16 protein-coding genes, 3 tRNA genes and 5 pseudogenes are annotated in these 22,234 nt (G+C 53.3%); 11 read left to right on the top strand and 13 right to left on the bottom strand.

Annotated features, from left to right (window positions below; translation table 11 throughout):
* Positions 1-67 precede the first annotated feature (67 nt).
* Positions 68-1,387 carry a shikimate transporter gene (gene shiA / locus AFK66_RS06700; RefSeq protein ID WP_007794739.1) on the top strand — a complete coding sequence of 440 codons (1,320 nt, stop codon included), beginning with the start codon at positions 68-70 and terminating at the stop codon, positions 1,385-1,387.
* 42 nt (positions 1,388-1,429) lie between these two features.
* Here the strand turns inward: shiA and cbl are convergent, their stop codons facing one another.
* Together cbl and nac are read right to left on the bottom strand one after the other, a co-directional pair.
* A complete protein-coding gene (gene cbl, locus AFK66_RS06695; protein ID WP_007776387.1) occupies positions 1,430-2,383 on the bottom strand; it encodes an HTH-type transcriptional regulator Cbl in 954 nt (317 codons plus the stop codon).
* A 101-nt stretch (positions 2,384-2,484) separates the two neighbouring features.
* A complete protein-coding gene (gene nac / locus AFK66_RS06690) occupies positions 2,485-3,402 on the bottom strand; it encodes a nitrogen assimilation transcriptional regulator NAC (RefSeq protein WP_007776388.1) in 918 nt (305 codons plus the stop codon).
* Between the two features lie 318 nt (positions 3,403-3,720).
* On the opposite strand from nac, the gene AFK66_RS06685 reads away from it, so the two are divergent.
* Positions 3,721-3,796, top strand: a tRNA-Asn gene (locus AFK66_RS06685).
* A 50-nt stretch (positions 3,797-3,846) separates the two neighbouring features.
* On the opposite strand, the gene AFK66_RS06680 is transcribed toward AFK66_RS06685, so the two are convergent.
* Both AFK66_RS06680 and AFK66_RS06675 read right to left on the bottom strand, forming a co-directional pair.
* Positions 3,847-4,872 (bottom strand): LLM class flavin-dependent oxidoreductase, encoded by a 1,026-nt coding sequence (locus tag AFK66_RS06680; RefSeq protein ID WP_007776389.1) that lies wholly within the window; start codon positions 4,870-4,872, stop codon positions 3,847-3,849.
* Positions 4,873-5,114: 242 nt separating this feature from the next.
* A complete protein-coding gene (locus AFK66_RS06675) occupies positions 5,115-6,326 on the bottom strand; it encodes a diguanylate phosphodiesterase (protein ID WP_007776390.1) in 1,212 nt (403 codons plus the stop codon).
* A gap of 337 nt (positions 6,327-6,663) precedes the next feature.
* Between AFK66_RS06675 and AFK66_RS06670 the strand changes: the two genes are divergently transcribed.
* Together AFK66_RS06670 and AFK66_RS06665 are read left to right on the top strand one after the other, a co-directional pair.
* Entirely contained in the window at positions 6,664-8,118 is a 1,455-nt protein-coding gene (locus AFK66_RS06670; protein WP_038882369.1) for an AMP nucleosidase, read from the top strand.
* A gap of 130 nt (positions 8,119-8,248) precedes the next feature.
* Positions 8,249-8,324, top strand: a tRNA-Asn gene (locus tag AFK66_RS06665).
* A 114-nt stretch (positions 8,325-8,438) separates the two neighbouring features.
* On the opposite strand, the pseudogene AFK66_RS06660 reads toward AFK66_RS06665, so the two are convergent.
* The 9 genes and pseudogenes from AFK66_RS06660 to AFK66_RS06625 form a co-directional block, all read right to left on the bottom strand.
* Positions 8,439-9,449, bottom strand: a pseudogene (locus tag AFK66_RS06660) (DUF3396 domain-containing protein); the annotation flags it as partial.
* Between the two features lie 11 nt (positions 9,450-9,460).
* Positions 9,461-10,552, bottom strand: a pseudogene (locus AFK66_RS06655) (VRR-NUC domain-containing protein); the annotation flags it as partial.
* Between the two features lie 126 nt (positions 10,553-10,678).
* The gene (locus AFK66_RS06650) at positions 10,679-12,466 is read right to left on the bottom strand and encodes a DUF2235 domain-containing protein (RefSeq protein ID WP_007776185.1); all 1,788 of its coding nucleotides are present in this window, start codon (positions 12,464-12,466) and stop codon (positions 10,679-10,681) included.
* Between the two features lie 5 nt (positions 12,467-12,471).
* On the bottom strand, positions 12,472-13,014 hold the full coding sequence (locus AFK66_RS06645; RefSeq protein WP_032983013.1) for a DUF3304 domain-containing protein: 543 nt from the start codon (positions 13,012-13,014) through the stop codon (positions 12,472-12,474).
* Positions 13,015-13,077: 63 nt separating this feature from the next.
* A complete protein-coding gene (locus AFK66_RS06640; RefSeq protein WP_032972255.1) occupies positions 13,078-13,611 on the bottom strand; it encodes a DUF3304 domain-containing protein in 534 nt (177 codons plus the stop codon).
* Positions 13,612-13,658: 47 nt separating this feature from the next.
* Positions 13,659-14,480, bottom strand: coding sequence for a DUF4123 domain-containing protein (locus AFK66_RS06635; protein WP_007776186.1), 822 nt, complete (start codon positions 14,478-14,480; stop codon positions 13,659-13,661).
* 2 nt (positions 14,481-14,482) lie between these two features.
* Positions 14,483-15,550: pseudogene (locus tag AFK66_RS22960) on the bottom strand (DUF2345 domain-containing protein); the annotation flags it as partial.
* A 50-nt stretch (positions 15,551-15,600) separates the two neighbouring features.
* Positions 15,601-15,849, bottom strand: a pseudogene (locus tag AFK66_RS23230) (type VI secretion system Vgr family protein); the annotation flags it as partial.
* Positions 15,850-16,249: 400 nt separating this feature from the next.
* Positions 16,250-17,722, bottom strand: coding sequence for an EmmdR/YeeO family multidrug/toxin efflux MATE transporter (locus AFK66_RS06625; RefSeq protein WP_007776197.1), 1,473 nt, complete (start codon positions 17,720-17,722; stop codon positions 16,250-16,252).
* 190 nt (positions 17,723-17,912) lie between these two features.
* Between AFK66_RS06625 and AFK66_RS06620 the strand changes: the two genes are divergently transcribed.
* The 7 genes and pseudogenes from AFK66_RS06620 to AFK66_RS06600 all read left to right on the top strand — a co-directional run bounded on the left by AFK66_RS06620 (position 17,913) and on the right by AFK66_RS06600 (position 22,182).
* Positions 17,913-17,988: transfer RNA gene (locus AFK66_RS06620), tRNA-Asn, on the top strand.
* A gap of 376 nt (positions 17,989-18,364) precedes the next feature.
* The gene (locus AFK66_RS06615; RefSeq protein WP_032982992.1) at positions 18,365-18,889 is read left to right on the top strand and encodes a DUF3304 domain-containing protein; all 525 of its coding nucleotides are present in this window, start codon (positions 18,365-18,367) and stop codon (positions 18,887-18,889) included.
* A complete protein-coding gene (locus AFK66_RS22675; RefSeq protein WP_162139247.1) occupies positions 18,889-19,059 on the top strand; it encodes a hypothetical protein in 171 nt (56 codons plus the stop codon). The genes AFK66_RS06615 and AFK66_RS22675 overlap by 1 nt, the downstream gene beginning before the upstream one ends.
* Positions 19,060-19,110: 51 nt before the next feature.
* Positions 19,111-19,644, top strand: coding sequence for a DUF3304 domain-containing protein (locus AFK66_RS06610; protein WP_032982993.1), 534 nt, complete (start codon positions 19,111-19,113; stop codon positions 19,642-19,644).
* Positions 19,645-19,658: 14 nt separating this feature from the next.
* Positions 19,659-19,805, top strand: a complete 147-nt coding sequence (locus AFK66_RS22670; protein ID WP_162139246.1) for a hypothetical protein — start codon at positions 19,659-19,661, stop codon at positions 19,803-19,805.
* A gap of 58 nt (positions 19,806-19,863) precedes the next feature.
* The gene (locus AFK66_RS06605) at positions 19,864-20,373 is read left to right on the top strand and encodes a DUF3304 domain-containing protein (protein ID WP_023898457.1); all 510 of its coding nucleotides are present in this window, start codon (positions 19,864-19,866) and stop codon (positions 20,371-20,373) included.
* A 16-nt stretch (positions 20,374-20,389) separates the two neighbouring features.
* Positions 20,390-22,182: pseudogene (locus tag AFK66_RS06600) on the top strand (DUF2235 domain-containing protein).
* Positions 22,183-22,234: the final 52 nt, after the last annotated feature.

Below are 22,234 nucleotides of genomic sequence, written 5' to 3'. Positions count from 1 at the left end.
TGAGTAACCTTCAATCTGCTTTGATAACAATAAAAATACAGAATGTTGACGAATGGACAGGACAACGATGGATTCCACAATCACGACTCCCCGCCCTGATGAGGCGCTCCCTGCCTGCAACCGCGCGCGCCGTGCTGCCTGGGGCAGCTTTGCCGGCGCGGTAGTAGACTGGTTTGATTTCTTACTCTATGGCATTACCGCGGCGCTGGTGTTTAACACCGAGTTTTTCCCGCAGATCTCACCGGCGATGGGCACGCTTGCCGCCTTCGCCACCTTTGGCGTCGGCTTTTTATTCCGCCCGCTCGGCGGGATTGTCTTCGGGCACTTTGGCGATCGCCTCGGCCGCAAGCGGATGCTGATGATGACCGTCTGGATGATGGGCATCGCCACCGCCTGCATCGGTATTTTGCCGTCGTTCGCCACCATTGGCTGGTGGGCACCGGTATTGCTGGTGACGCTGCGCGCCATTCAGGGGTTCGCCGTGGGCGGCGAATGGGGCGGCGCGGCGCTGCTTGCGGTGGAAAGCGCACCCAGCGGTAAAAAAGCGTTTTACAGTAGCGGCGTTCAGGTGGGGTATGGCGTTGGCCTGCTGCTCGCCACCGGGCTGGTGTCGCTTATCAGCTATCTGACGACCGATGCGCAGTTCCTGAGCTGGGGCTGGCGCTTACCGTTCCTGTTCAGCATTGTGCTGGTGCTGGCGGCGCTGTGGGTGCGTAACGGCATGGAAGAATCCGCGGAATTTGAGCGCGCGCAGGCAGCAAATCCTGCTGACGCGAAAAAACGGCCGCCGGTCTTCGAGGCGCTGGTGCGTCACCCCGGCGCGTTTGTGAAAATCATCGCCCTGCGCCTGTGCGAACTGCTGACCATGTATATCGTCACCGCGTTTGCGCTTAGCTACTCCACACAGAATCTGGGCCTGCCGCGCGAGCTGTTTCTCAATATCGGTCTGCTGGTGGGCGGCGTGAGCTGCCTGACCATTCCGCTGTTCGCCTGGATGGCGGATCGTTACGGACGGCGTCGCATATACATCACCGGCGCACTGCTCGGCGCGCTGAGCGCTTTCCCATTCTTTATGGCGCTGGAAGCCCGTTCGATTGTCGGCGTGGTGATTTTCTCGCTGATGCTTGCGAACATCGCGCACGATATGGTGGTCTGCGTGCAGCAGCCGATGTTTACTGAGATGTTCGGCGCGGGGTATCGCTACAGCGGCGCGGGCGTCGGGTATCAGGTGGCAAGCGTGGTGGGTGGCGGCTTTACGCCGTTTATCGCCGCTGCCCTGCTGACTTTTTCCGGCGGCGCGTGGCATACGGTGGCGATTTACCTGATGGTGGGCTGTCTGCTTTCTGCGCTGACCGCGATCTTTATCAAAACGCCGCAGCAGCATTAAACATTTATCCCCGCCAGCCGACCGCTGGCGGGGCATTTACCGCTAAATCTGATAATCGATCACCACTTCACCGGCAGGCTCCAGCGCCTGCTGTTTGATCTCGTCAACCGACAGCCCGGCGTTGCACAACTCAATAAAGCGCCAGACGTAATTGCGCTGAAGCTGCCCGCGTTTCAGGCCCAGCCAGACGGTGTTAGCATCGAACAGATGCCGCGTGTCGAGCCGCGTAAGCAGGCTCTCTTCATGGGGTTCGCTCGCCTGCTCCGCCACCAGCCCAATGCCAAGCCCCAGTTCAACATACGTTTTGATAACGTCGGAATCCTGCGCGCTCAGCACGATATCCGGCGTCAGCCCTTTACGGCTGAAGGCTTCATCGATACGCGAGCGTCCCGTGATGCCCTGCCGGTAGGTAATAAGCGGCCAGCGGCTAATTTCCTCAAGCGTCAGCGGGCTGGCCTGTGTGAGCGGATGATCCTTCGGCACCAGCAGGCTGTGATGCCAGCGAAACCACGGATAGGCCACCAGCCCCGGATCGGCGCTTAAGCGTTCGCTGGCGATACCGATATCTGCCGTGCCGCTTTGCAGCAGCGATTCTATCTCCTGTGGCGTGCCCTGAATCAGTTCGAGACGTACCTCGGGAAAGAGCGAGCGAAAGGTTTTAATCACCGACGGCAGGCTGTAGCGGGCCTGGGTGTGCGTCGTGGCGATAGTCAGCACGCCGCTGGCGTCGTTGGTAAAGAGATCGGCTAAGCGGCGGACATTACTGGCCTCGTTAAGAATGCGCTCGGCAATCACCAGCAGCGCTTTGCCGGGCTCCGTCATGCCCAGCAGCCGTTTGCCGCGGCGAATGAAAATTTCAATGCCGAGTTCTTCTTCGAGTTCGCGAATATGGCGGCTGACGCCAGATTGCGAGGTATAAAGCATGTTGGCCACTTCGGTGAGATTAAAATCCCGCCTTGCCGCCTCACGAATAATTTTCAGTTGCTGGAAATTCACAGCGCCCCCGGGAGCGATTCAACATGACGCTATTGTTAAAGTCCCCCGGCGGGCATCACAAATAATAAAAAACTGTCTGTTATTCCTTTGGGGAATATCTGTCAGCCCACCAGCATCAGCTCGCGGTTCTCCAGCGCCGGACGCGCCACCAGCGACAGCAGAATATCTTTCACGGCCTGCGCCTGCGGCGTTAACGGCACGCGGGAGGAGACATTCAGCGAGAGCGGCAGCGTCATCGAGGGGCTGGTGATACGCGCGAGCCAGCCGTTAGTTGAACCGGCAAGCGAGCGCGCGGCGGATTCCGGCAGCACCGTCACGCCCATGCCGCTGGCGATGGCGGCACTCAGCGTGGACACCGACTCGATCTCGCCGATGATTTTCGCCGTCAGGCGACGCAGCGAGAAAGCTTCATCGACGCGCTTGCGTACGGCGCTATAGTCGCGCGGCAGGAAGAGATTCATCTGCGCGACACTCGCCAGATCCACGCTCTGCCCAGGGCAATCACGCGTACCAACGAGGAACAGATCTTCTTTAATCAGCGGCTGGCTGGTGAGCCCGGCCACCGGCGCGCGGTCATACAGCACGGCCATATCGAGCTGACCGCTCAGTAGTTTGTCGTTGAGCGTCGCACCGCTGTCTTCATGCAGATACACCAGCACGTCCGGGAGTTCAGCGCGCACGGCCTGCAGCAGCGGCATGGTCACCGAGGAAGCGGCCGTACCAGGCGCGAGGCCGATAGAGACCTGGCCCTGCAGCGTCTGGCCGACATTGTTGACGGCGAGCTGCGCCTGTTCGCACTGGCGCAAAATGGTGCGGGCATGCGCATAAAGAATTTTCCCGGCTTCCGTTGGCGTGACGCCCCGTTTGGTGCGAATCAACAGCTGCTGATCCATCTCCCCTTCGAGCGTCGCAACCTGCTGGCTTAACGCGGGCTGTGCGATGTGCAGCACTTCCGCCGCCTGCGTCAGGCTACCGATATCGACGATTTTCACGAAGTATTTCAGTCGTCTTAAGTTCATTTTGCCTCCTGTACGGAATGCCAGAGCCAATGCCGGCAATGATGTCGTAACAGGTTTTGCAAGATGCTTGCCAGTTTTTTTAAAAGCGTGAGCGGCTAATATAAATGCTTAAATTATAAGAGAAAGCGATAACTTATCGGTTTACAGCGTTGAAACACTGTTTTGCTTATGCCCCATAAGAGGTACGTTTGCACCAGAACGGTGCAGAGGCGAGAGGAATGCGCTGATTGACGAATTTCTCAGCAAACAAATTTTCTGGCGCGTTCAGGGCTTTACAACGCCGGGCGACCCCGGTACTATGCGCCCCGTTCACACGATTCCTCTGTAGTTCAGTCGGTAGAACGGCGGACTGTTAATCCGTATGTCACTGGTTCGAGTCCAGTCAGAGGAGCCAAATTCAAAAAAGCCCGCTTTTAAGCGGGCTTTTTGCTTTTCTGCGGTGCGTTAATCGCGCCATCCCATGGCCGGGGCGATGTGACGCAGCACCGACTCAATCACATGCACGTTGTATTCCACGCCCAGCTGATTCGGCACCGTCAGCAGCAGGGTATCCGCTTCGGCAATCGCTTCGTCCTGCTTAAGCTGTTCGATGAGCTTCTCCGGTTCAGCCGCGTAGCTGCGCCCGAAAATGGCGCGCGTTTTCTCATCCAGAAAACCGACCTTATCGCTGTCGTCACGGCTGTTGCCAAACCAGGCGCGATCCCGGCTGTCCATGAGCGGAAAAATGCTGCGGCTCACCGACACACGGGGCGTGCGCGTATGCCCGGCCTCTGCCCAGGCGGCGCGGTAGGCGCGGATCTGCTGCGCCTGCTGAATGTGGAATGGCTCGCCGGTTTCATCGTCTTTCAGGGTAGAGCTTTGCAGATTCATTCCGAGTTTCGCCGCCCAGACCGCAGTGGCGTTGGAGCCTGCGCCCCACCAGATGCGCTCGCGAAGTCCTTCAGACCAGGGTTCGAGCCTTAACAGGCCAGGCGGATTGGCGAACATCGGCTGCGGATTGGGTTTGGCGAAGCCTTCCCCGCGCAGCACTTCCAGCAGCGTCTCGGTATGACGGCGCGCCATATCGGATTCGTTTTCACCGGCGGCAGGCTCATAGCCAAAATAGCGCCAGCCATCGATCACCTGTTCCGGCGATCCGCGGCTGATACCCAGTTGCAGGCGACCACCAGCGATAAGATCCGCAGCGCCGGCGCTTTCCGCCATATAGAGCGGGTTCTCATAGCGCATATCGATAACGCCGGTGCCTATCTCAATGTTGCGTGTTCTGGCCCCGATGGCGGCCAGCAGCGGAAATGGCGAAGCGAGCTGACGGGCGAAGTGGTGCACGCGGAAATAGGCACCATCCGCGCCCAGCTCTTCGGCCGCGACGGCCAGATCGATGGATTGCAGCAGCGCATCCGCGGCGGTTCGCGTGGCGGACTGCGGCGACGGCGTCCAGTGGCCAAATGACAAAAAGCCTATCTTTTTCATGTTAATCCCGTTTTCAGAGCGAGCATGAATGGCGCAACCGATATCAATCGTGCCATGCCCGCCGCGTTGTCTGGTTCAGATGCCCTACTCTGTGCCGATAACGGGAAAGAATAAATGCCCTTTGTTTAACATAAAGGTTCAAATTTCCTGAAGGACCGCCTGGCGCGGCAGTTAAGAGGATATAACGGGTCGGCAGATTAAGGCTGGCGACAGTTCCCTGAACCAGCCTCCGTGACATATTCTTATCTTGCCGTCGGCCAGCTTACCGTCGGCGCACAATTCACCAGCGGCCTGGCGAACAGATAGCCCTGGAAGTATTTAATACCTGCCGCGTCCAGCCAGCACCACTCTTCCACTTTTTCGACACCTTCAGCGACCACGGTTATCTCAAGCTCGGCGCAGCAGCGGATAATGCCGTGCACGATGGCCTGTTTCGGGCCGTGAAGATGGATATCTGCGACGATGCAGCGGTCGATTTTGATGCGCCCTGGCTGAAAGCGGGTCAGCAATGACAGACCGGCAAACCCGGCGCCAAAGTCGTCTATCGCCAGGTTAATGCCCGCGGCACGCAGCTGGCGGATGACGCACTCAAACTCATTAAAGCGCGAGATAACCTCGCTCTCGGTAACCTCAACAATCACCTGCTGCGGCAACAAGCCCTGGCGCGCAATCTGCGCCAGCAGGATCTCCACCGCATTCGGGCACTGCACCAGCGATCCGGGCAGCAGGTTAACCGAGATCATCTGGCTGCCGATATTGACCGCTTTCGCCAGCGCGAACGCGATTTCTTTGGAATGGAGATCAAGGTCATACAGTGCTTTGCTGGATAATGATGCAAACAACGCGGCGGGCGAGCCACCTTCGGGGGAGCGGATCAGCGCCTCATACGCTTTAATTTTGCAGGTCGTCGGCTCCACAATCGGCTGCAGGGCAAACTGGCAGGCGATATCCGCTACGGCAGGTACTACGGTAGGTGTCGGGGGCGGCGGCGCAGCATCGACCCGCCAGGCATCCGGATTAAACTGGCGTGAGATCGGCAGGTTGTCCTGGCGACGCAAAAAAGAGCGAATAAACTGATACACCCGCGCTTCGCGGGCGAGATTAAACGGCACCACGCTTGATTTGACCACCGCCTTCAGCACCGTGTGTGCTTTGACATAGCGCAGGTCAAACAGCGCCATACCGACATTTTCAAAATGTCGGCGGGGGGCGTAGTCGCGCATCAGTTCAACAACGAAATCGTGCCGCGCGTCCAGGCTGATACGTTCAAAAAGCGCTTCCACCGAATGCAGCGGCCCTTCCAGCACCTGTAAAAACTGATGGCCATCAAAAACCAGAATGCCGCTCACCTGCATCTGCGCATTACGCGTCTGTGCCTGTCTCACAATCGCTTCCAGGCCTGCCTGGTCGATATCGCCTTTCAGCCGGCTGCGGTAAATCAGGGTAGATAGCATCGTTTTCCTGCATGTTAAGGTCACATAAAGAAGCAGTATACCCTGTCGCCTTTCATCGCAAGCCGCGAAAATGACCACAAAAAATTGTTCACCAGGAGCAATCGCGCCTTTAATGAGTAAAAACAGATGTATAACCAGTGAAAATATTTATTTAAAGCGCGAATGCATCAGAAAGGAGGAATGGCAGCCAGAGGGGGCATAGTGCGCATAATCTCAACGAATAAACATTTTACAGATTAATGCCATTGTGCCATTCCCATAAGTTTCATAAATCTGTGCCATATTATCAGTCACATAGTACAGCTTCCCGCTGTGCCACGTGGGATCAGGAGACCAGATGACGACCACTGCAACACCTCTGACGCCCGATGAGGCGCTCGACAAACTGGAAGCGTTATACGATGACGCGGTTAACGCGCTGCGCGAGGCGATCGCCGCCTATATTAACGAAGGTCGCCTGCCGGATGAGACGCAGCGCGCGCAAGGATTATTTGTCTATCCGCAGTTGCGGGTATGCTGGGACGGCGACGGCAGCAAAGCGCAGAAGACGCGCGCCTACGGGCGCTTCACACATCCGGGTTGCTACACCACGACCATCACGCGCCCGGGGCTGTTTGGCAGCTATCTGCGCGAACAGCTGATTCTGTTGTATGAAGACTACGGCGCGACGATTGAAGTCAGCCCGTCGCAGCATGAGATCCCCTACCCGTATGTGATTGACGGCTCGGCGCTGACGCTGGACCGCTCGATGAGCGCTGGCCTGACCCGCCACTTCCCGACCACCGAACTGGCGCAGATTGGCGATGAGACCGCCGACGGGATTTTCCACCCGACCGAATTCTACCCGCTGTCGCACTTCGACGCTCGCCGCGTTGACTTCTCGCTGGCGCGCCTGCGCCACTATACCGGCACGCCGGTCGAGCATTTCCAGCCCTTCGTGCTCTTTACTAATTACACGCGTTACGTCGATGAGTTTGTGCGCTGGGGATGCAGCCAGATCCTCGATCCGGACAGCCCGTACGTGGCGCTCTCGTGCGCGGGTGGTAGCTGGATAACTGCGGATACCGAAGCGCCGGAAGCGGCGATTTCCGATCTCGCGTGGAAAAAACACCAGATGCCCGCCTGGCATTTAATTACCGCTGACGGTCAGGGCATTACGCTGGTGAATATCGGCGTCGGGCCGTCGAATGCCAAAACGATTTGCGATCATCTCGCGGTGCTGCGCCCGGATGTCTGGCTGATGATTGGCCACTGCGGCGGCCTGCGTGAAAGCCAGTCGATTGGCGACTACGTGCTGGCGCACGCGTATCTGCGCGACGATCACGTGCTGGACGCCGTGCTACCACCGGATATTCCTGTGCCGAGCATCGCCGAAGTGCAGCGCGCGCTCTATGACGCCACGAAGCTTGTCAGCAATATGCCGGGCGAGGAAGTGAAACAGCGTCTGCGTACCGGCACCGTGGTAACGACCGATGACCGCAACTGGGAGCTGCGCTACTCCGCCTCGGCGCTGCGTTTTAACCTGAGCCGCGCGGTGGCTATCGATATGGAAAGCGCGACTATCGCCGCCCAGGGTTATCGCTTCCGCGTGCCTTACGGTACGCTGCTGTGCGTTTCCGATAAACCGCTGCACGGTGAAATCAAGCTGCCGGGCCAGGCGAACCGCTTCTATGAGGGCGCGATTTCCGAACACCTGCAGATCGGCATTCGCGCCATCGATTTGCTACGCGCCGAAGGCGAACGCCTGCATTCGCGTAAACTGCGTACCTTTAACGAGCCGCCCTTCCGCTGATTAACGCAACCCCGGCGTAGCGCTGTCCGCGCCGGGGTTTGCGGAATTATTCAGCAAACGGTTCAGCATTTCACATTCAGGCTTTGACAACCCGAAACGCTGCCGTTACTATGCGCCCCGTTCTCGCAATTCCTCTGTAGTTCAGTCGGTAGAACGGCGGACTGTTAATCCGTATGTCACTGGTTCGAGTCCAGTCAGAGGAGCCAGATTTTAATCCTGTGATGTGTTAGTCAATCCCGGGATGCTAAAAACAAATTAACCCGGCGCTTCTGCTCAAGATCGCCGGGTTTTTTGTATCTTAAATTTACTTACTCGCCTCACGGCTCGCGGGATGTCTCTGCTTCGGCTTTATCCAGTTGAGCGCTGGCGTCGTCAAAGCGGGCAAACCAGGCCATGGTAGAGTCTTTGTCGAACTGAAGCCCTTCATACTCGGAATAGAAATGAAGGGAACGCGATTCATTAAACCGCACTGGCTTAATAAGCTGATTAACTTTCACCAGCAATGACAGCAACCCTTCCGTTTTCATGTCACCCAACGGCGGAGGAAGCTCTCCGGCCTTAAGGATCACACCATTGCTGTAGGGCAGCAGCCTGATTTCCGGCGTTTCAACCAGGCGATGCGTTAACTGTTCTGCACCCCCCAGCTTTTCCAGCCACGGGGTGCCGAGAATGGTGTACCAGCAAGCGCCTTTTAAACTATTCACTGCAACTCTGCCTTCAAGCGTACCAATAGAATCCACCATCACACCGGAGAAACGCTGCGCCAGGGCGTACTCATAGGGGAACATCCGTTCGAATGCGTAAGGAAGAACAAAGGACAGCCCCGCATAGCCGCTTTCCACGGCAAAGGTGTTACACAGCCACAGCAGCCAGCCTTCATATCCCGCTTTACCGTCAGGCTCTTTCAGCAGCGAGAGCGGAAATGTCAGTTTAATAACGGAGCGATCAGTATCTTTATGGAAGATACGTTTGCCCATAATTAGAATGTCGTAATCGGGCGCTAAAAAGTCTTTCTCTGCGCTGCCCATATACCAGGAAAAGATCTCTTCAGGTGTTGAATCGATAATCTCCTGCCGCTTTCTGGCGTAATTTTTCTCCGTAATTCCAACCCAGTTTTGGGTGAGATGCTTTTTCAGATACGGCTTAAATTCCGTATAAAAACGATCGACACACTCCACCATCCTGCGGCGCACGTCAGGCGTATGCCCGCCCTTAAAAAATACCGTGATAATCAGACCAAGATTAACTGCCGGGCTGCCGTTTTTATATTTCACTGACGCTTCCGGCAGCCACTTCTCAAGGTAGTTCAGCTCAACATCCCGTAATACCATACCTGCTCCTTTTAACCGGCACCCAGCGCCGCTGCGCCTGCGCCACCGCCGAGAATTGTTACAAGGGTTTCCCAGGCGGTTATAGCCAGACGAATAATCAGAAGAAATGCGCTAATAATGGCCTCCGGGATACCCAGCGTCACTACCAGCGCGCCGACGCCAACAGCCACCAGGATAACGCCCACCGTTTTCGCTACATTCGTTAAAATTTGTACCCAGTCCACCTGCTTTAGCAGGTCCAGCGTCATATCCGTGGCGTATTGGATTTCCGCCCATGCAGCTTTTATCCGGGTGTTGCTCCAGGATTTCACCGCCTTACCGGTTTTACTGGCCCATATCCAGACTTCACTTCCCTGCCGGTAGATCCACTCCCCGCTGTCGTTAAGCCAGCCTGCCGTCGAGTTCAGGAGCTGTTGTGTCTCTTTTGATAGCGAGCTCCAGCCTTCAGCGACGCCACGAATCACGCCATCGCTAAGACTGGCCACGGCTTGCCCGGCGTATGTCCACGGCTCAATTCGTGCGGCTACTGGCGTGGAAGGCGGGCGAGGCATAAATATCGGCGGGTAGAGAAACAGCGGCCAGTATTTTGCCCCGCTGGTTTGCCAGGCTTTCATCGTCACATTCACGACCTGATCCACCCACTGCTGCTTTTGCGGGCGGCAGTCGTGGATCTCCAGAATGGTCATGCGTGTGGGATCGTCACCAACAATCTGCATATATTCGTCGTACTGCCCACGTTTTAGCTCATCCCCCGGAAACTTGACCTCTACCAGACGGGCCAGATTGTCGCCATGCATACCCGGAGGATCATCATGATCCGGCCCCGCCAGCCCAGGCCAGCGATCCTGTTTGTCTTTCACGATAATGACGTCAGGACGACGATAAATTCCTTTACCGGGTACCGGGAAGAGATTGGTGGTGTGGCGTCTGCGAGCGCCGTCGTCTCGCTTCAATGTATGACTAAGAAACGGACGTGGCGGCGTGGTGCGCATATCAAACGGCACTTCTGCTTTGTAATACCAGTAGTAATTACGGGCGATTTCATCCGCGCGGATAAGTCCGCTCATCATGAGCTGTTTAAGGCTTATCGGGTACAATTTTCCGCCAGCTTTGATAATACCCTTTATGCAATTTGCACAAGGGCCAGCGCTCAGGTTCCCCATTAAAATGCCAGCCATATACTCTGGAAAATAAAATCATTTTCTATAAGGGTGAGTTAATCGCTGCCATTAATGAGGCTCCATCCATCTGATGCAAAAGAATTCGTTGGTAATACTATCGCCATTCCGTAGCGTCTGAACGTCATGCACAAACCATGAGTAAATTTCAGAAGGTGCGCGATCCCATTTCGGCGGAGCAGGTTCCCCTCGATAACCAAAGCCACCACAGTCGATAAAATATTGCGCTCTGATACAAGCGGGTTCGTAAACATTCTCGTAATAAACTGGCGGAAGATCCTGGTCATCCCTTAATTGCTGGTATGCCGCATCACGAACCTCATCAAGCCAACCCCAGTGCTTTTTAAGGATGGCAATATCCTCAACAATATCATCCGCTGCGCTTTTCGCCTGAGATGAAATGCCCAGCAGCCCGTTGGCGGCTTCATACGATCTGTAAATAGCGCTATGTTGCGCCTCAAGCAGTCGTAATCTTTTTCTGTATAGATAATACTGCGCACCCAGCCATTCAAAATAGCTATCAAGATGTCGATTCAATGCCTGATATGTCACACGTTTTGGCGACACGGCACGCTGGTAACGCGCAGTCCATTCAGAGGCTGTTAACCCGTTAACGGTATCGCTCATCGCAAAATATGACCACACCATTGCGTCCGTCTGGTACAGAGAACTTAAATCGGGGAAAGGCACACCTGCTTTCATCGCTTCACGATACATCCGGTTAAGAGCTACACGGCTCAGTTCCGCGCTGGGTTTCTGCTCATCGGGTTTCAGCCCACCTCCGATATCTTCACTACATCCCGGCATCAGCTCTTCGCAATGACGATCATTTTGTCCTGTTCGGTAAAGACAGCGCCACGGTCTGCGTTCATGGGCTGCAACCAAATGCAGAGACTTTTTAACCTGCTCTGGTAGAGGGGACATATGATCAATATATTTACGTCCCAACATAGAACATATCGTAGCCGCTACTTTCGCAATACCTCCAGGAATAAACGCAGCGGCGGTACCGGCATATTCCATACCATTATTGCTACTTGCAGGCGTATCTCTTGAGCAATCAAATAGTCCGGTAAAGACAATATCAACAGGCACCGACTCATAGATATACTGCTCGCCATTTTTCTTACATATTTCGGTCAATAACATGTCTATAAACTGACGCGCTAACGTTGCGCCAAGATCATATCCGAAGAACGAAACAGAAATGAGCTTAACAGGAATTTCTCCCGTGCTGACGGCCTCCTTAAAGGAAGAGGCAAAGCGTGACTTCGCGCTTTCCAGACGGCTATCAACACCTGTCGCAAAATTATAAGCCATGATGCGAGAGTCGCGTAGCCAGGGAGTCGCTTCCGTAACAATTTTCTTAAGGTTTCCCATATAAGATTGTTTAAGTGAATCAAGGCGCCCGACAGGAGACAGAAGTTTATTTCTCATTTCAGTCAACGTCTCTTTCGGGCTTTTACCCGATAGCGCGTCTTTGGCAAAATCCTCTGCCGCGTCTTTCGGGTCCGTGGGCAAACCGCCCTGATAATCATCGCGCGCCTTATCCATTTGAGACTGCAAAAACTCTGCGGGGTCGTCGTTAAAGGGCGTGCCTAAGCCGGAGATATAGTGTGCTTTATATACCTCACTATCGGTACTTTTCTCTGGTAATGGAAACGCTCTATATAACCGGGAAATATTACTCAACCGTTGATTGGGTACATCCTGCTCAACATTGCGCCCCACCCCATCAAAGAAAAACCCAATATGCAAAATCCGGGAGCAGCTCCCTAAATTATACTGAATTGACTGGTTTGCACGGCTTGCCGCTGCAATTATTGCATCTATATCCATATAAGTTACTCCTTATCATCAGCGGATAAATCAAACTCAGGATTATTTTTATCATAAGGCGACCAGGCATTATCGCTCCAGCCCAGCAACACTTTATCTCCCGGTAAAAAGTGCACATGAAGATCGTTTTCACCGCGCTTTCTCTCGGGCAGCGGAATCACCACCCGGTGTTTTTCTGGCCGCATACCCGCTTCATATTGCGGGCCGGTAACACTCAGCGTCCAGATAACCTCAGCCATTTTCCCTTTAATTGATGCACAACAAGTGGTTTTCCCACCTTCTAAAGCATAAGCGTTGTGAGGATCATATGCAGCCGAATTTCCGCCAGCAGCTCCATTCACGCTAAAACCTATAATAGGTCTATCCAGCCTGCTGTGAATTATTAGCGTCACCCCGCCCGCTGGCTCTCCCGAGTTTGCCATCCAAAACGTCCAGGCAAACATCAGGATAAAAGGGGTAAGTAAAAACCCCCATAGCCAGCGCTTACGCCGTGCATAAAACTGGTTGAGAGCATCGTCAATTCGCTTAAATATTTTATTTGATTTCATTGCATATCCTTATGTTTTGCAGGAATAACACCGCATTATTAATCCCTAGCGTATATTCAATTATTACTGTGAAGGTGAGATATAATTCGGATTATGTTCATCATAAGGCGACCAGGCATTATCGCTCCAGCCCAGTAACACTTTATCCCCCGGTAAAAAGTGCACATGAAGATCGTTTTCACCACGCTTTCTCTCGGGCAGCGGAATCACTACCCGGTGTTTTTCTGGTCGCATACCCGCTTCATATTGCGGGCCAGTAACACTTAGCGTCCAGATAACCTCCGCCATTTTCCCTTCGATTACTCCACAGCAAGTTGATGCGCCATTTTCACCAGCATATTTATTCTTAGGATTAAAAGCACCTGCATTACCTCCGGCGACACCATTTACACTGAACCCGAGAACAGGTCTATCCAGCCTGCTGTGGATTATTAGCGTCACCCCGCCCGCTGTCTCCCCCCCGTTTGCCACCCAAAACGTCCAGGCAAACAACAGGATAAAAGGGGTAAGTAAAAACCCCCATAGCCAGCGCTTACGCCGGGCGTAGAGTTGCGTTAGCTCGCTATCAGCACGTTTCACAAGGTTATATAACTCCATATGTTTTCCTTGAATTCATTAGCGCCAAAATCCCTTTTATCGAATCATCAGCATTCAGACGCCCGGGATAACACGTTTGCCAGAGATTCCTTCCCGGTCACAACTCCGGGCAATAACGCGCGAACCGTCTTTGACTCCAGTATCTTCTTCCCGCCATTGAGATAACAAAGCGCATACAGTTGCCGGTCGGCGGGCGCATCCAGCCCGAAGCTTTTCGCCTTGTCCAGTGCCCTGATAACCATTCGTCGCTGCGTACATGCCGGGAAAGCGTGACTGGACGCCATTTTCCGCCATTCGCTCAGCACACTCTTCACCAGTGGATTATCCGCAATCTGCTGCCAGGTGGTTTCATCAAGCCGAATAATCGGGTTGTCGGCCGTTTCTGCTTGTGATGGTGGAATGTGAAGAGGTTGCCACTGCGTGCCTTCGGGTAACCACCACTGCGTGATGCCATCAAATAAACACGCATGCCAGCCATAATCTGCGCAGGCGGCGAGTACGGTAATGACATGATTTGCATAGAAGCGCACCAGCGCAGTGGCTCCTTCTGGCTGGACGATAGTGCAGGCGCGGGACAACTGAATCGCCAGAAAGGGGCGGTTGAGTGTGGAGACAATGACGGCCACACTGCCCGGCAGCGTGTTCATGTCGCTCTGTAGTTGCTCCGTATCATCAACGTCAAGCAACCATGGTCCGTAATTCTGGAGTGCCGTAAGTTGCGGGTGAATATAGAGCGAGTGCAGCCTGTTCTCGTTTTTCGCCCTGAATGCCAGGAAATCGGCTTCCGGTTGCGCCCCCGCTTCAAAAAGCAGGCTTATGTTCTCTTCCCTGGCGACACTCAGTGCCGTGAATAGCGCGGTATTGTCCATCGTTATAATCCCTCAATAATGGCATCATTCGCCTGAATCGCTTTGAGCAGACATGGAATGCAAATAGTGCTCTGTATCACCGGATGAATTTCGGGGAACGTCAGAGGCTGAGAGGCAGAACCAGCAACAAACGTCCGCTCCACCTTGCGTAAATAGGTGGCCGTCGTTCCGTACTCTATTTTCCCTTGCTCTATTTTCAGGTAGCTGCCGCCGCCAATCAGCGTCACCTTCTTCTTGCCGGCAAACAGCATATCGCCTGTCGAAACCAGACTGATTTTTTGCTGCGCGCTCAAAGACATCGCACCGTTCTGTGCCTGAAACTGCACCGGGCCTTCGCCTGAAATAACATTCAGTTTGCCCGTTCGGGCAAACAGGCCGATTTTTTCACCGGCGTTCAGGGTCATGTTGCCCATTGCGCCCATACTCAGAGAGCCGCCGGCATTCATTACCACATTCTTGCTGGCCGTCATTTGTAGATGTTCGCCGCTGGTGAACGCCGTTCCCTGCGGGCCGTGGAAATGCACCATCTGGTTTAACGGCTTTAGCCGCTCATTAAACATCGCAATCTGGCTGGCAATATCTGCTTCCAGCGCCTGTGCCTGCGCTGCGGCGTCAGCTAACTGTTGGATCTGGTTAAGGCAAATTTCTATTTCTCTCTGCGCCGCCTCCCTCTCCAGCACCTCGCCTGCGGCTTTCGTCTGGCCGTCTGCAGTGACAAACAGCCCTTTCGCCACGCGGATAACGCCATATTCATCCGTTCTGAGTTCAAAACCCGCGCCACGCTGTTGACTCTGTTCATCCGTGATGTGGCCCTGATTCAGAGAAGATGCACCGAATGGAGTGGAGAGCGCCACGTGCTCCTGCCCGCGCAGATCCTCCAGCCGCAGTTCATTGTGCGCCGCGGTGCGCAGGATGTTCTGGCTACGGTTGTCGCGCGAGACGATGTCGGCATGTTCAGCGTCGTGAAACGCATGGGCGATATAAGGGCGGTCGATATTGCCGTCGTCATACGCAATGCTGACTTCGGTGCCGTCCAGAAGCGGCGTGTGCCAGCCGAACGTTTCACCCGCAGCCGCGAAGAAAGCGTCACCGCGTAGTGCGTCTGGTCTGCTGACGTTCCCAGCCATTCAAAACGGGTTATGACGCCATATACCACGCGACCAGAAAGCATACTCAGACTGGCGTATTTCAAAAGAACGTCATCAGGTGCCAGGTCGCTCTGCGGTGCGGTGAATTCAATGCGCCATCTATATGGCTCGCTAAGGGCTTCGCGCCCGTGAAAACTAAGTACGTCGGGTCGTACACGGCTGTGGGCAATTTCAAGCGTATAACGTGAAGGCTCACTAAACCCTATATCGGAAATATCCATCCTTCATTCCTTTGAAAAAGATTGCCGCCTCCGGCAATCGGTTGATCATTTTTTAATAACGAAAAAACAGGATAAGCCGCAAAAAAATCGGGTCAATCGGGGAAAAGGTAATAAATCATTTTTAGCCTGGCTTATTTCCATGCGAAGCCTGCCATAGCGATAACGCCAGAAAAGCCATGCGCTGAATTTTATTTTCTCGCCTGTCAGCATATAAACCGAATTATATTTACCACACAAATCAATCAACTTATTAAATAAATAATAAAAATGAATAGATTTATAAACGAATATTTTGCAGGGAGTAAGAAATACCGTTTTGCTGATAAGTAGCCTTCAGATGACGCATAATGGGTATAAAAAAACCCGCTTTTAGCGGGCTTTTTGCTTTTTGGCTTCAGGCTTACATCGCCTTCGGTTGCCCCGGCGGTGCGGGGGTGTCCAGCACCACGGGCCGCTTCGGCGGGCGCGGATATTTTTGCAGCCATTTGCCGCTCACCATGCGCCAGTAGAAGAAGACGCCGCGCACGGCCCAGTCGAGGAACATACCGAGCCACACGCCCACAACGCCCATGCCGAGCACAATCCCGAGCATATAGCCTGCCACGACGCGACAGCCCCACATGCCGAGCATCGATACCCACATCGCAAAGCGTGCGTCGCGCGCGCCTTTAAGCCCCGCCGGGAGCACCCATGAGGCCGCCCAGATCGGCATAAACGCCGCGTTAAGCCACAGCAGGATTTTTACGACCTCTTTCACATCGTCTTCATGAGTATAAAACGAGGCGAACAGCCCGGCGAACGGCGCACTCACCCAGGCGATAGCGGTCAGCATAATCGTTGAAAGCCAGAAAACGTGGCGCAGTTCGCGTTCCGCCTGGCCAATCTGCCCTTTGCCGAGACGTTTACCGGTGATGATAGTGGAAGCAGAGCCGAGCGCGTTCCCCGGAAGGTTAATAAGCGCGGCGACCGAGAAGGCGATAAAGTTACCGGCAATCACGTTGGTGCCCATGCCCGCTACAAACATCTGCGTCAGCAGTTTTCCACCGTTAAACAGCACCGATTCAATGCTCGCAGGCAGCCCGATGCCGAGCACTTCCCAAAGAATATTGAGCTTAAGCGGCGAGAAATAGCTTTTAAGCGAGATGCGTAGCGCCGGGTTAAAGCCGATCATCAGCACATAAAGAATAGCGATAGCGCCGATATAGCGCGAAATAGTCAGCCCCAGCCCGGCACCGACAAAACCGAGGCCGTGCCAGGAAAACAGCCCGTAAATCAGAAAGCCGCTGATCACGATATTCAGGATATTCATCCCGCCGTTAATCAGCAGCGGGATTTTGGTATTGCCCGCCCCGCGCAGCGCGCCGCTGCCGATAAGCGCGATGGCCGCCGCCGGATAACTCCAGGCGGTCAGTTGCAGGTAAATGAGCGCCAGTTCTTTCACCTGTGGCGTCGCCTCGCCCGCCACTACGTCGATGATGTATTCGCCGGTCACATGCACCAGCGCCGCCAGCAGAATCGAGACGATAGTCATCAGCACCAGCGACTGCCTGGCCGCCGCCCTCGCCCGCTTGCGATCGCGCTTGCCGAGGCTGAACGCCACCAAAACGGTCGTCCCTAAATCGACCGCGGCGAAAAAGGAGAGCACCACCATATTGAAACTGTCGGCGAGGCCCACGCCCGCCATCGCTTCTTTACCGAGCCAGCTTACGAGGAATGTGCTCAGCACGCCCATCAGCAGTACGCAGGTGTTTTCCAGCAGAATAGGCACCGCCAGCGGCGTGATTTCCCGCCATAACAGAACCCGATAGCTTTTTCTTTTCTTGTACCAGGGCGTGCGAGCGATAGCCTGGCGAACGGTGGTGGTTACACTCAAAATGAACCTGCGCGTGAAAGTTGAAACCTCATTTCAAATAATGGGTTAGAACCCGCATTCCTGCAAAGGCTTTCCACGGATATTGTCGGAAAATAGCGCGTAATGTTCAGAGAATGTCCGAACACGCAGGCCGAAGGCAAATGGCATTTGACAATTGGCGCGGGGCCGCTATGATTAGCCTCCACACGATTCCTCTGTAGTTCAGTCGGTAGAACGGCGGACTGTTAATCCGTATGTCACTGGTTCGAGTCCAGTCAGAGGAGCCAGATTCAAAAAAGCCCGCTTTTTAGCGGGCTTTTTGCTTTTTCTTTAGCGTACTGTCGTCAAACCTCCTCCCTCTATATTGTGACCTCACTGCTCCATAGATTCCGCGTATGATGCATTTTTTATGACGTAAACCCACATGTCATAAAAAACACTTAAAAATAAATCTCTGCGATGTCAGTAACTATCTGCGTTGCATCGGGTACAACTCGCGGTTTGATAACGCCAGCATCACTCCGACACCGCAGAGATGTGCCCAAGCCAATGACATCGGCCGTAAGATTCAACGGCACACACCGGAGCATTGTCTGATCAATATTCCATTATTTTTTAAAGTTTAATATCCCCAAACGAAAGCCAGGCAGGCAGGGAATAAAAATGGGGTTTTATCGTCGGCTCGAAAAAATAGATGCGGCAGTTAACCGGGGATATGCCCGCTGGGGCAAATGGATCTGGTTTGGGTTATCACTCCCGGTAATGATTTACGCCGCCTGGCTGGTGTGGGCAAGTATCTGGGGACCGCCAACCGGGGCGGTAACGCTGATAATTCATAGCGAACTGGATCGTCCGGTTCTGGGCTTTAGTGTTAATGGTGTGGCGGGTTCCAATGCATCAGCCCATGGCGGTGGTGGTGCTACATGTTGCGGCAGCATTGAAGGTAAGACAGCAGAGGTTATCTGGACGTTAGATATAACACACGAGCAATATTTGAACGGCATGCGTTTAGAAACTCGCCGTGTCGTTATACCACTCCCAAAGCGTGAATGGGGAGAAAACTATTTGCATGTTTATTTCCTTGCAAAGGATAATATTTATTTATGGTGGGGATCCGGATTTGCACATCCCAATATAGTTTCTATTTATAAAAACAAAAAACAGATTAATAGTCAGGAATTGCAATAATGGATATTGAAACTTTAATTGCAGCGGCAAGCCGCGCCCAACAAGACAGTGAGCATAAGCTTGGAACTTGTTCATGTATCTGGCATATTCATGTATCTGGCATATCGGTTTCTTTTTTGATGGCATGGGTCGCAATATTGAGCGGGAAGCGGCGGCTGATTAATATTTAATAATTATGTAAACCGCCTTAAAAATAAACGTCACACTGACAAGGAATAAAAATGGGATTTTATAGTCGGCTCGAAAAAATAGATGCGGCAGTTAATCGGGGATATGCCCGCTGGGGCAAATGGATTTGGTTTGGGTTATCAACGCCGGTGATGGTCTACGCCATCTGGCTGGTGTGGGCAAGCATCTGGGGACCGCCAACCGGGGCGGTAGCACTGATCATACATAGTGATCTGGATCGCCCTATTCTGGAATTTAGTGTTAATGGTGTGGCGGGAGGAAATGCTTTTGTTCGGGACAAGAATAATGTTTATGCCTCCGATGGTGGAAAGTTGACTTGTTGTGGGATTATAAAAGGCGATACGGCGGAGGTTATCTGGACACTCAGTACCACCCGTACACAATATGACTCCGGAATGCGTAAAGAAACTCGCCGTGTCGTTATGTCACTTCCGAAGCGAGAATGGGGAGAAGACAACTTACATGTCCACTTCTTACCGGGCGATAAAGTGCTGTTGGGCTGGAGTATGGATGCCTGGTCACCCTATGAGAAGCGCCCGGATAATATCAAACAACCGAAGAGTTAAAGGAAAAAATGGATATGGATATAGAAAGTCTGATAGCGGCGGCAAGCCGCGCCCAACAAGACAGTGAGCATAAGCCTGGAACTTGTTCACGTATCTGGCATATCGGTTTCTTTTTTGATGGCATGGGTCGCAATATTGAGCGGGAAGCGGCGGCTGATTAATATTTAATAATTATGTAAACCGCCTTAAAAATAAACGTCACACTGACAAGGAATAAAAATGGGATTTTATCGTCGGCTCGAAAAAATAGATGCGGCAGTTAACCGGGGATATACCCGCTGGGGCAAATGGATCTGGTTTGGGTTATCACTCCCGGTGATGATTTACGCCGCCTGGCTGGTGTGGGCAAGTATCTGGGGACCGCCAACCGGGGCGGTAACGCTGATAATTCATAGCGAACTGGATCGTCCGGTTCTGGGCTTTAGTGTTAATGGTGTGGCGGGTTCCAATGCATCAGCCCATGGCGGTGGTGGTGCTACATGTTGCGGCAGCATTGAAGGTAAGACAGCAGAGGTTATCTGGACGTTGAGTACCACTCGCGCTCAGTATGATGCCGGAATGCGTAAAGAAACTCGCCGTGTCGTTATGCCACTCCCAAAGCGTGAATGGGGAGAAGACAACTTACATGTTCATTTCTTACCGGGCGATAAAGTATTGCTGGGCTGGAGTAAGAATGCCTGGTCACCCTATGAGAAGCGCCCGGATAACATTAAACAACCGAAAAGTTAAAGGGAAAATAATGAATATGGATATAGAAAGTCTGATAGCTGCTGCAAGCCGCGCCCAGCAGGACAGTGAGTATAACCTAGGAACTTGTTCACGTATCTGGCATATCGATTTCTTTTTTGATGGCGTAGGCCGTAATCTCGAGCAGGATGCGCAGAATCGTCGTTTGAGTAATATTGCAAGTTTATTTCGGGCATACCCTGATGAGAAACAGAACTCTTCTTTTAGTACCTATTCCAAGTTGTATTTTTCAGGTCTCGGCACCCCCTTCCATGAAGATCTAACCACAAAACTTCACACCCTTATGGATAGCGCGCAAGACACTGCGCTGGATGATTTAAAAGATCAACCCAAAGAGATGGCAAAAGACGCCGGCAAAGAGATACTGAAGGGCAATAACTGGTATGAGGTTTTAAAAGAGAGCGGTAAGAAACTGCTTAACCCTACCGAATGGCGCAATCTGGTGACGGGTATTGTTACTGATATCGTAAAAAAAGTCGGTATTGAGGCGACGCCCTGTATACGTGATAACCCGCTGGTTGCTGATATTCTGGTTACGGGAGTAGATACACGGATAACATCTGCCAAAGTGCGTTTTAAAGAATATTTTGAAAGAGCCAAAGCCAGTAGCGAAGTTCCCATCAAACTTATCTCCGTCTCCCTGTTTGGTTTCGATCTTGGCGCCACACTGGTGCGGAAATTTATTGATGAATTTCTGAGCGAGATGTGCCAGAAGCAAGGCGACAGCTACACCTGGCAGGGTATTCCGGTAGATATTATCTTTACCGGGCTGTTTGACTGTTCGCGGGATACTGCCGCCAGCAGCAATAATGGTCTGGACTACGTTATCAGCGCCGCTGGTGGGCCATTACGCTCGCTCAGCGTGATGTTTGGCAGAAAATATATCGACCACTTTTCGGTGTTGCCGCAGGCGGTGAATAACGCTCTGCACCTGGTAGCGGCGCATGAGCGGCGGGTATGGCGGTGCCTGTACCGGCTTGGCAGTAACCATCCTAAACATCGGGAAGAGCTAATGCCGGGCTGTAGCGAAGATATCGGCGGTGGGCTGAAACCCGGCGAACAAAAACCCAGTGCAGAGTTATGCCGGGTCGCGCTGCAGCGTATGTACCGGGAAGCGACCATGGCTGGCGTGCCGTTTCCTGATTTCCGTACTCTTGATAAAACAGATACTGATGTCGCCAGCTATTTCATCATGCAGGATAACGTTAAAAACGCGTCCGTAGAGCAGTGGGTGCAGCGTTATCAAAAAGCTGTGCGGTCCAAAGCCGTCACTCCCTCCTCGCAAAACCTGCATCTCGACAGCTATTTTGAGTGGCTGGGGCTGCAATATTATCAGTATCGCTGTGAGCGCCAGCAGCTGGAGAAGCATCAGGCAGAAATCACGCTGGCGGCGGGCAACAGCGCCGGGCTGCTGGGAATAACTCCGCAGGGCAAGGAGCAGGCGATGAATATCCAGGATAAAATAGAAGTCCTGGACTGCCACTGGGCTGGTTAAATGAAATAAATGATGTCGCCTTCGCATTGATTAATACTATTGAACACCCCGGCCCGCATGATACACAGATGCGGCTTTTCCCGGATGTTTACGAGCCTGCCTATCAGCGGGCGAAGTGGTTTCACAAGTGCAGGATTAACGCTTATCTCGGAGATGCGCCACCGCAGCCCTGGTTTACTGCCACGCCGGAAATATTCGCTTATTTTGTCCATGACCTCATCACGGTTGACAGAGGGGCGCGCATTTCGCGGGATTTTCTGGTGGTACGCGCATCGGAAATTCCCCAGGCTGAATAAGCGGAAAAGGCAATACGGCGTTTAGCTTATCAGGCTGTTCATAGCGAAAGTG

Source organism: Cronobacter malonaticus LMG 23826 (assembly GCF_001277215.2).
GTDB classification, from domain to species: domain Bacteria; phylum Pseudomonadota; class Gammaproteobacteria; order Enterobacterales; family Enterobacteriaceae; genus Cronobacter; species Cronobacter malonaticus.
The sequence above is the reverse complement of the archived record's forward strand: the minus strand, read 5'-3'. Positions and strand labels throughout refer to the sequence as shown.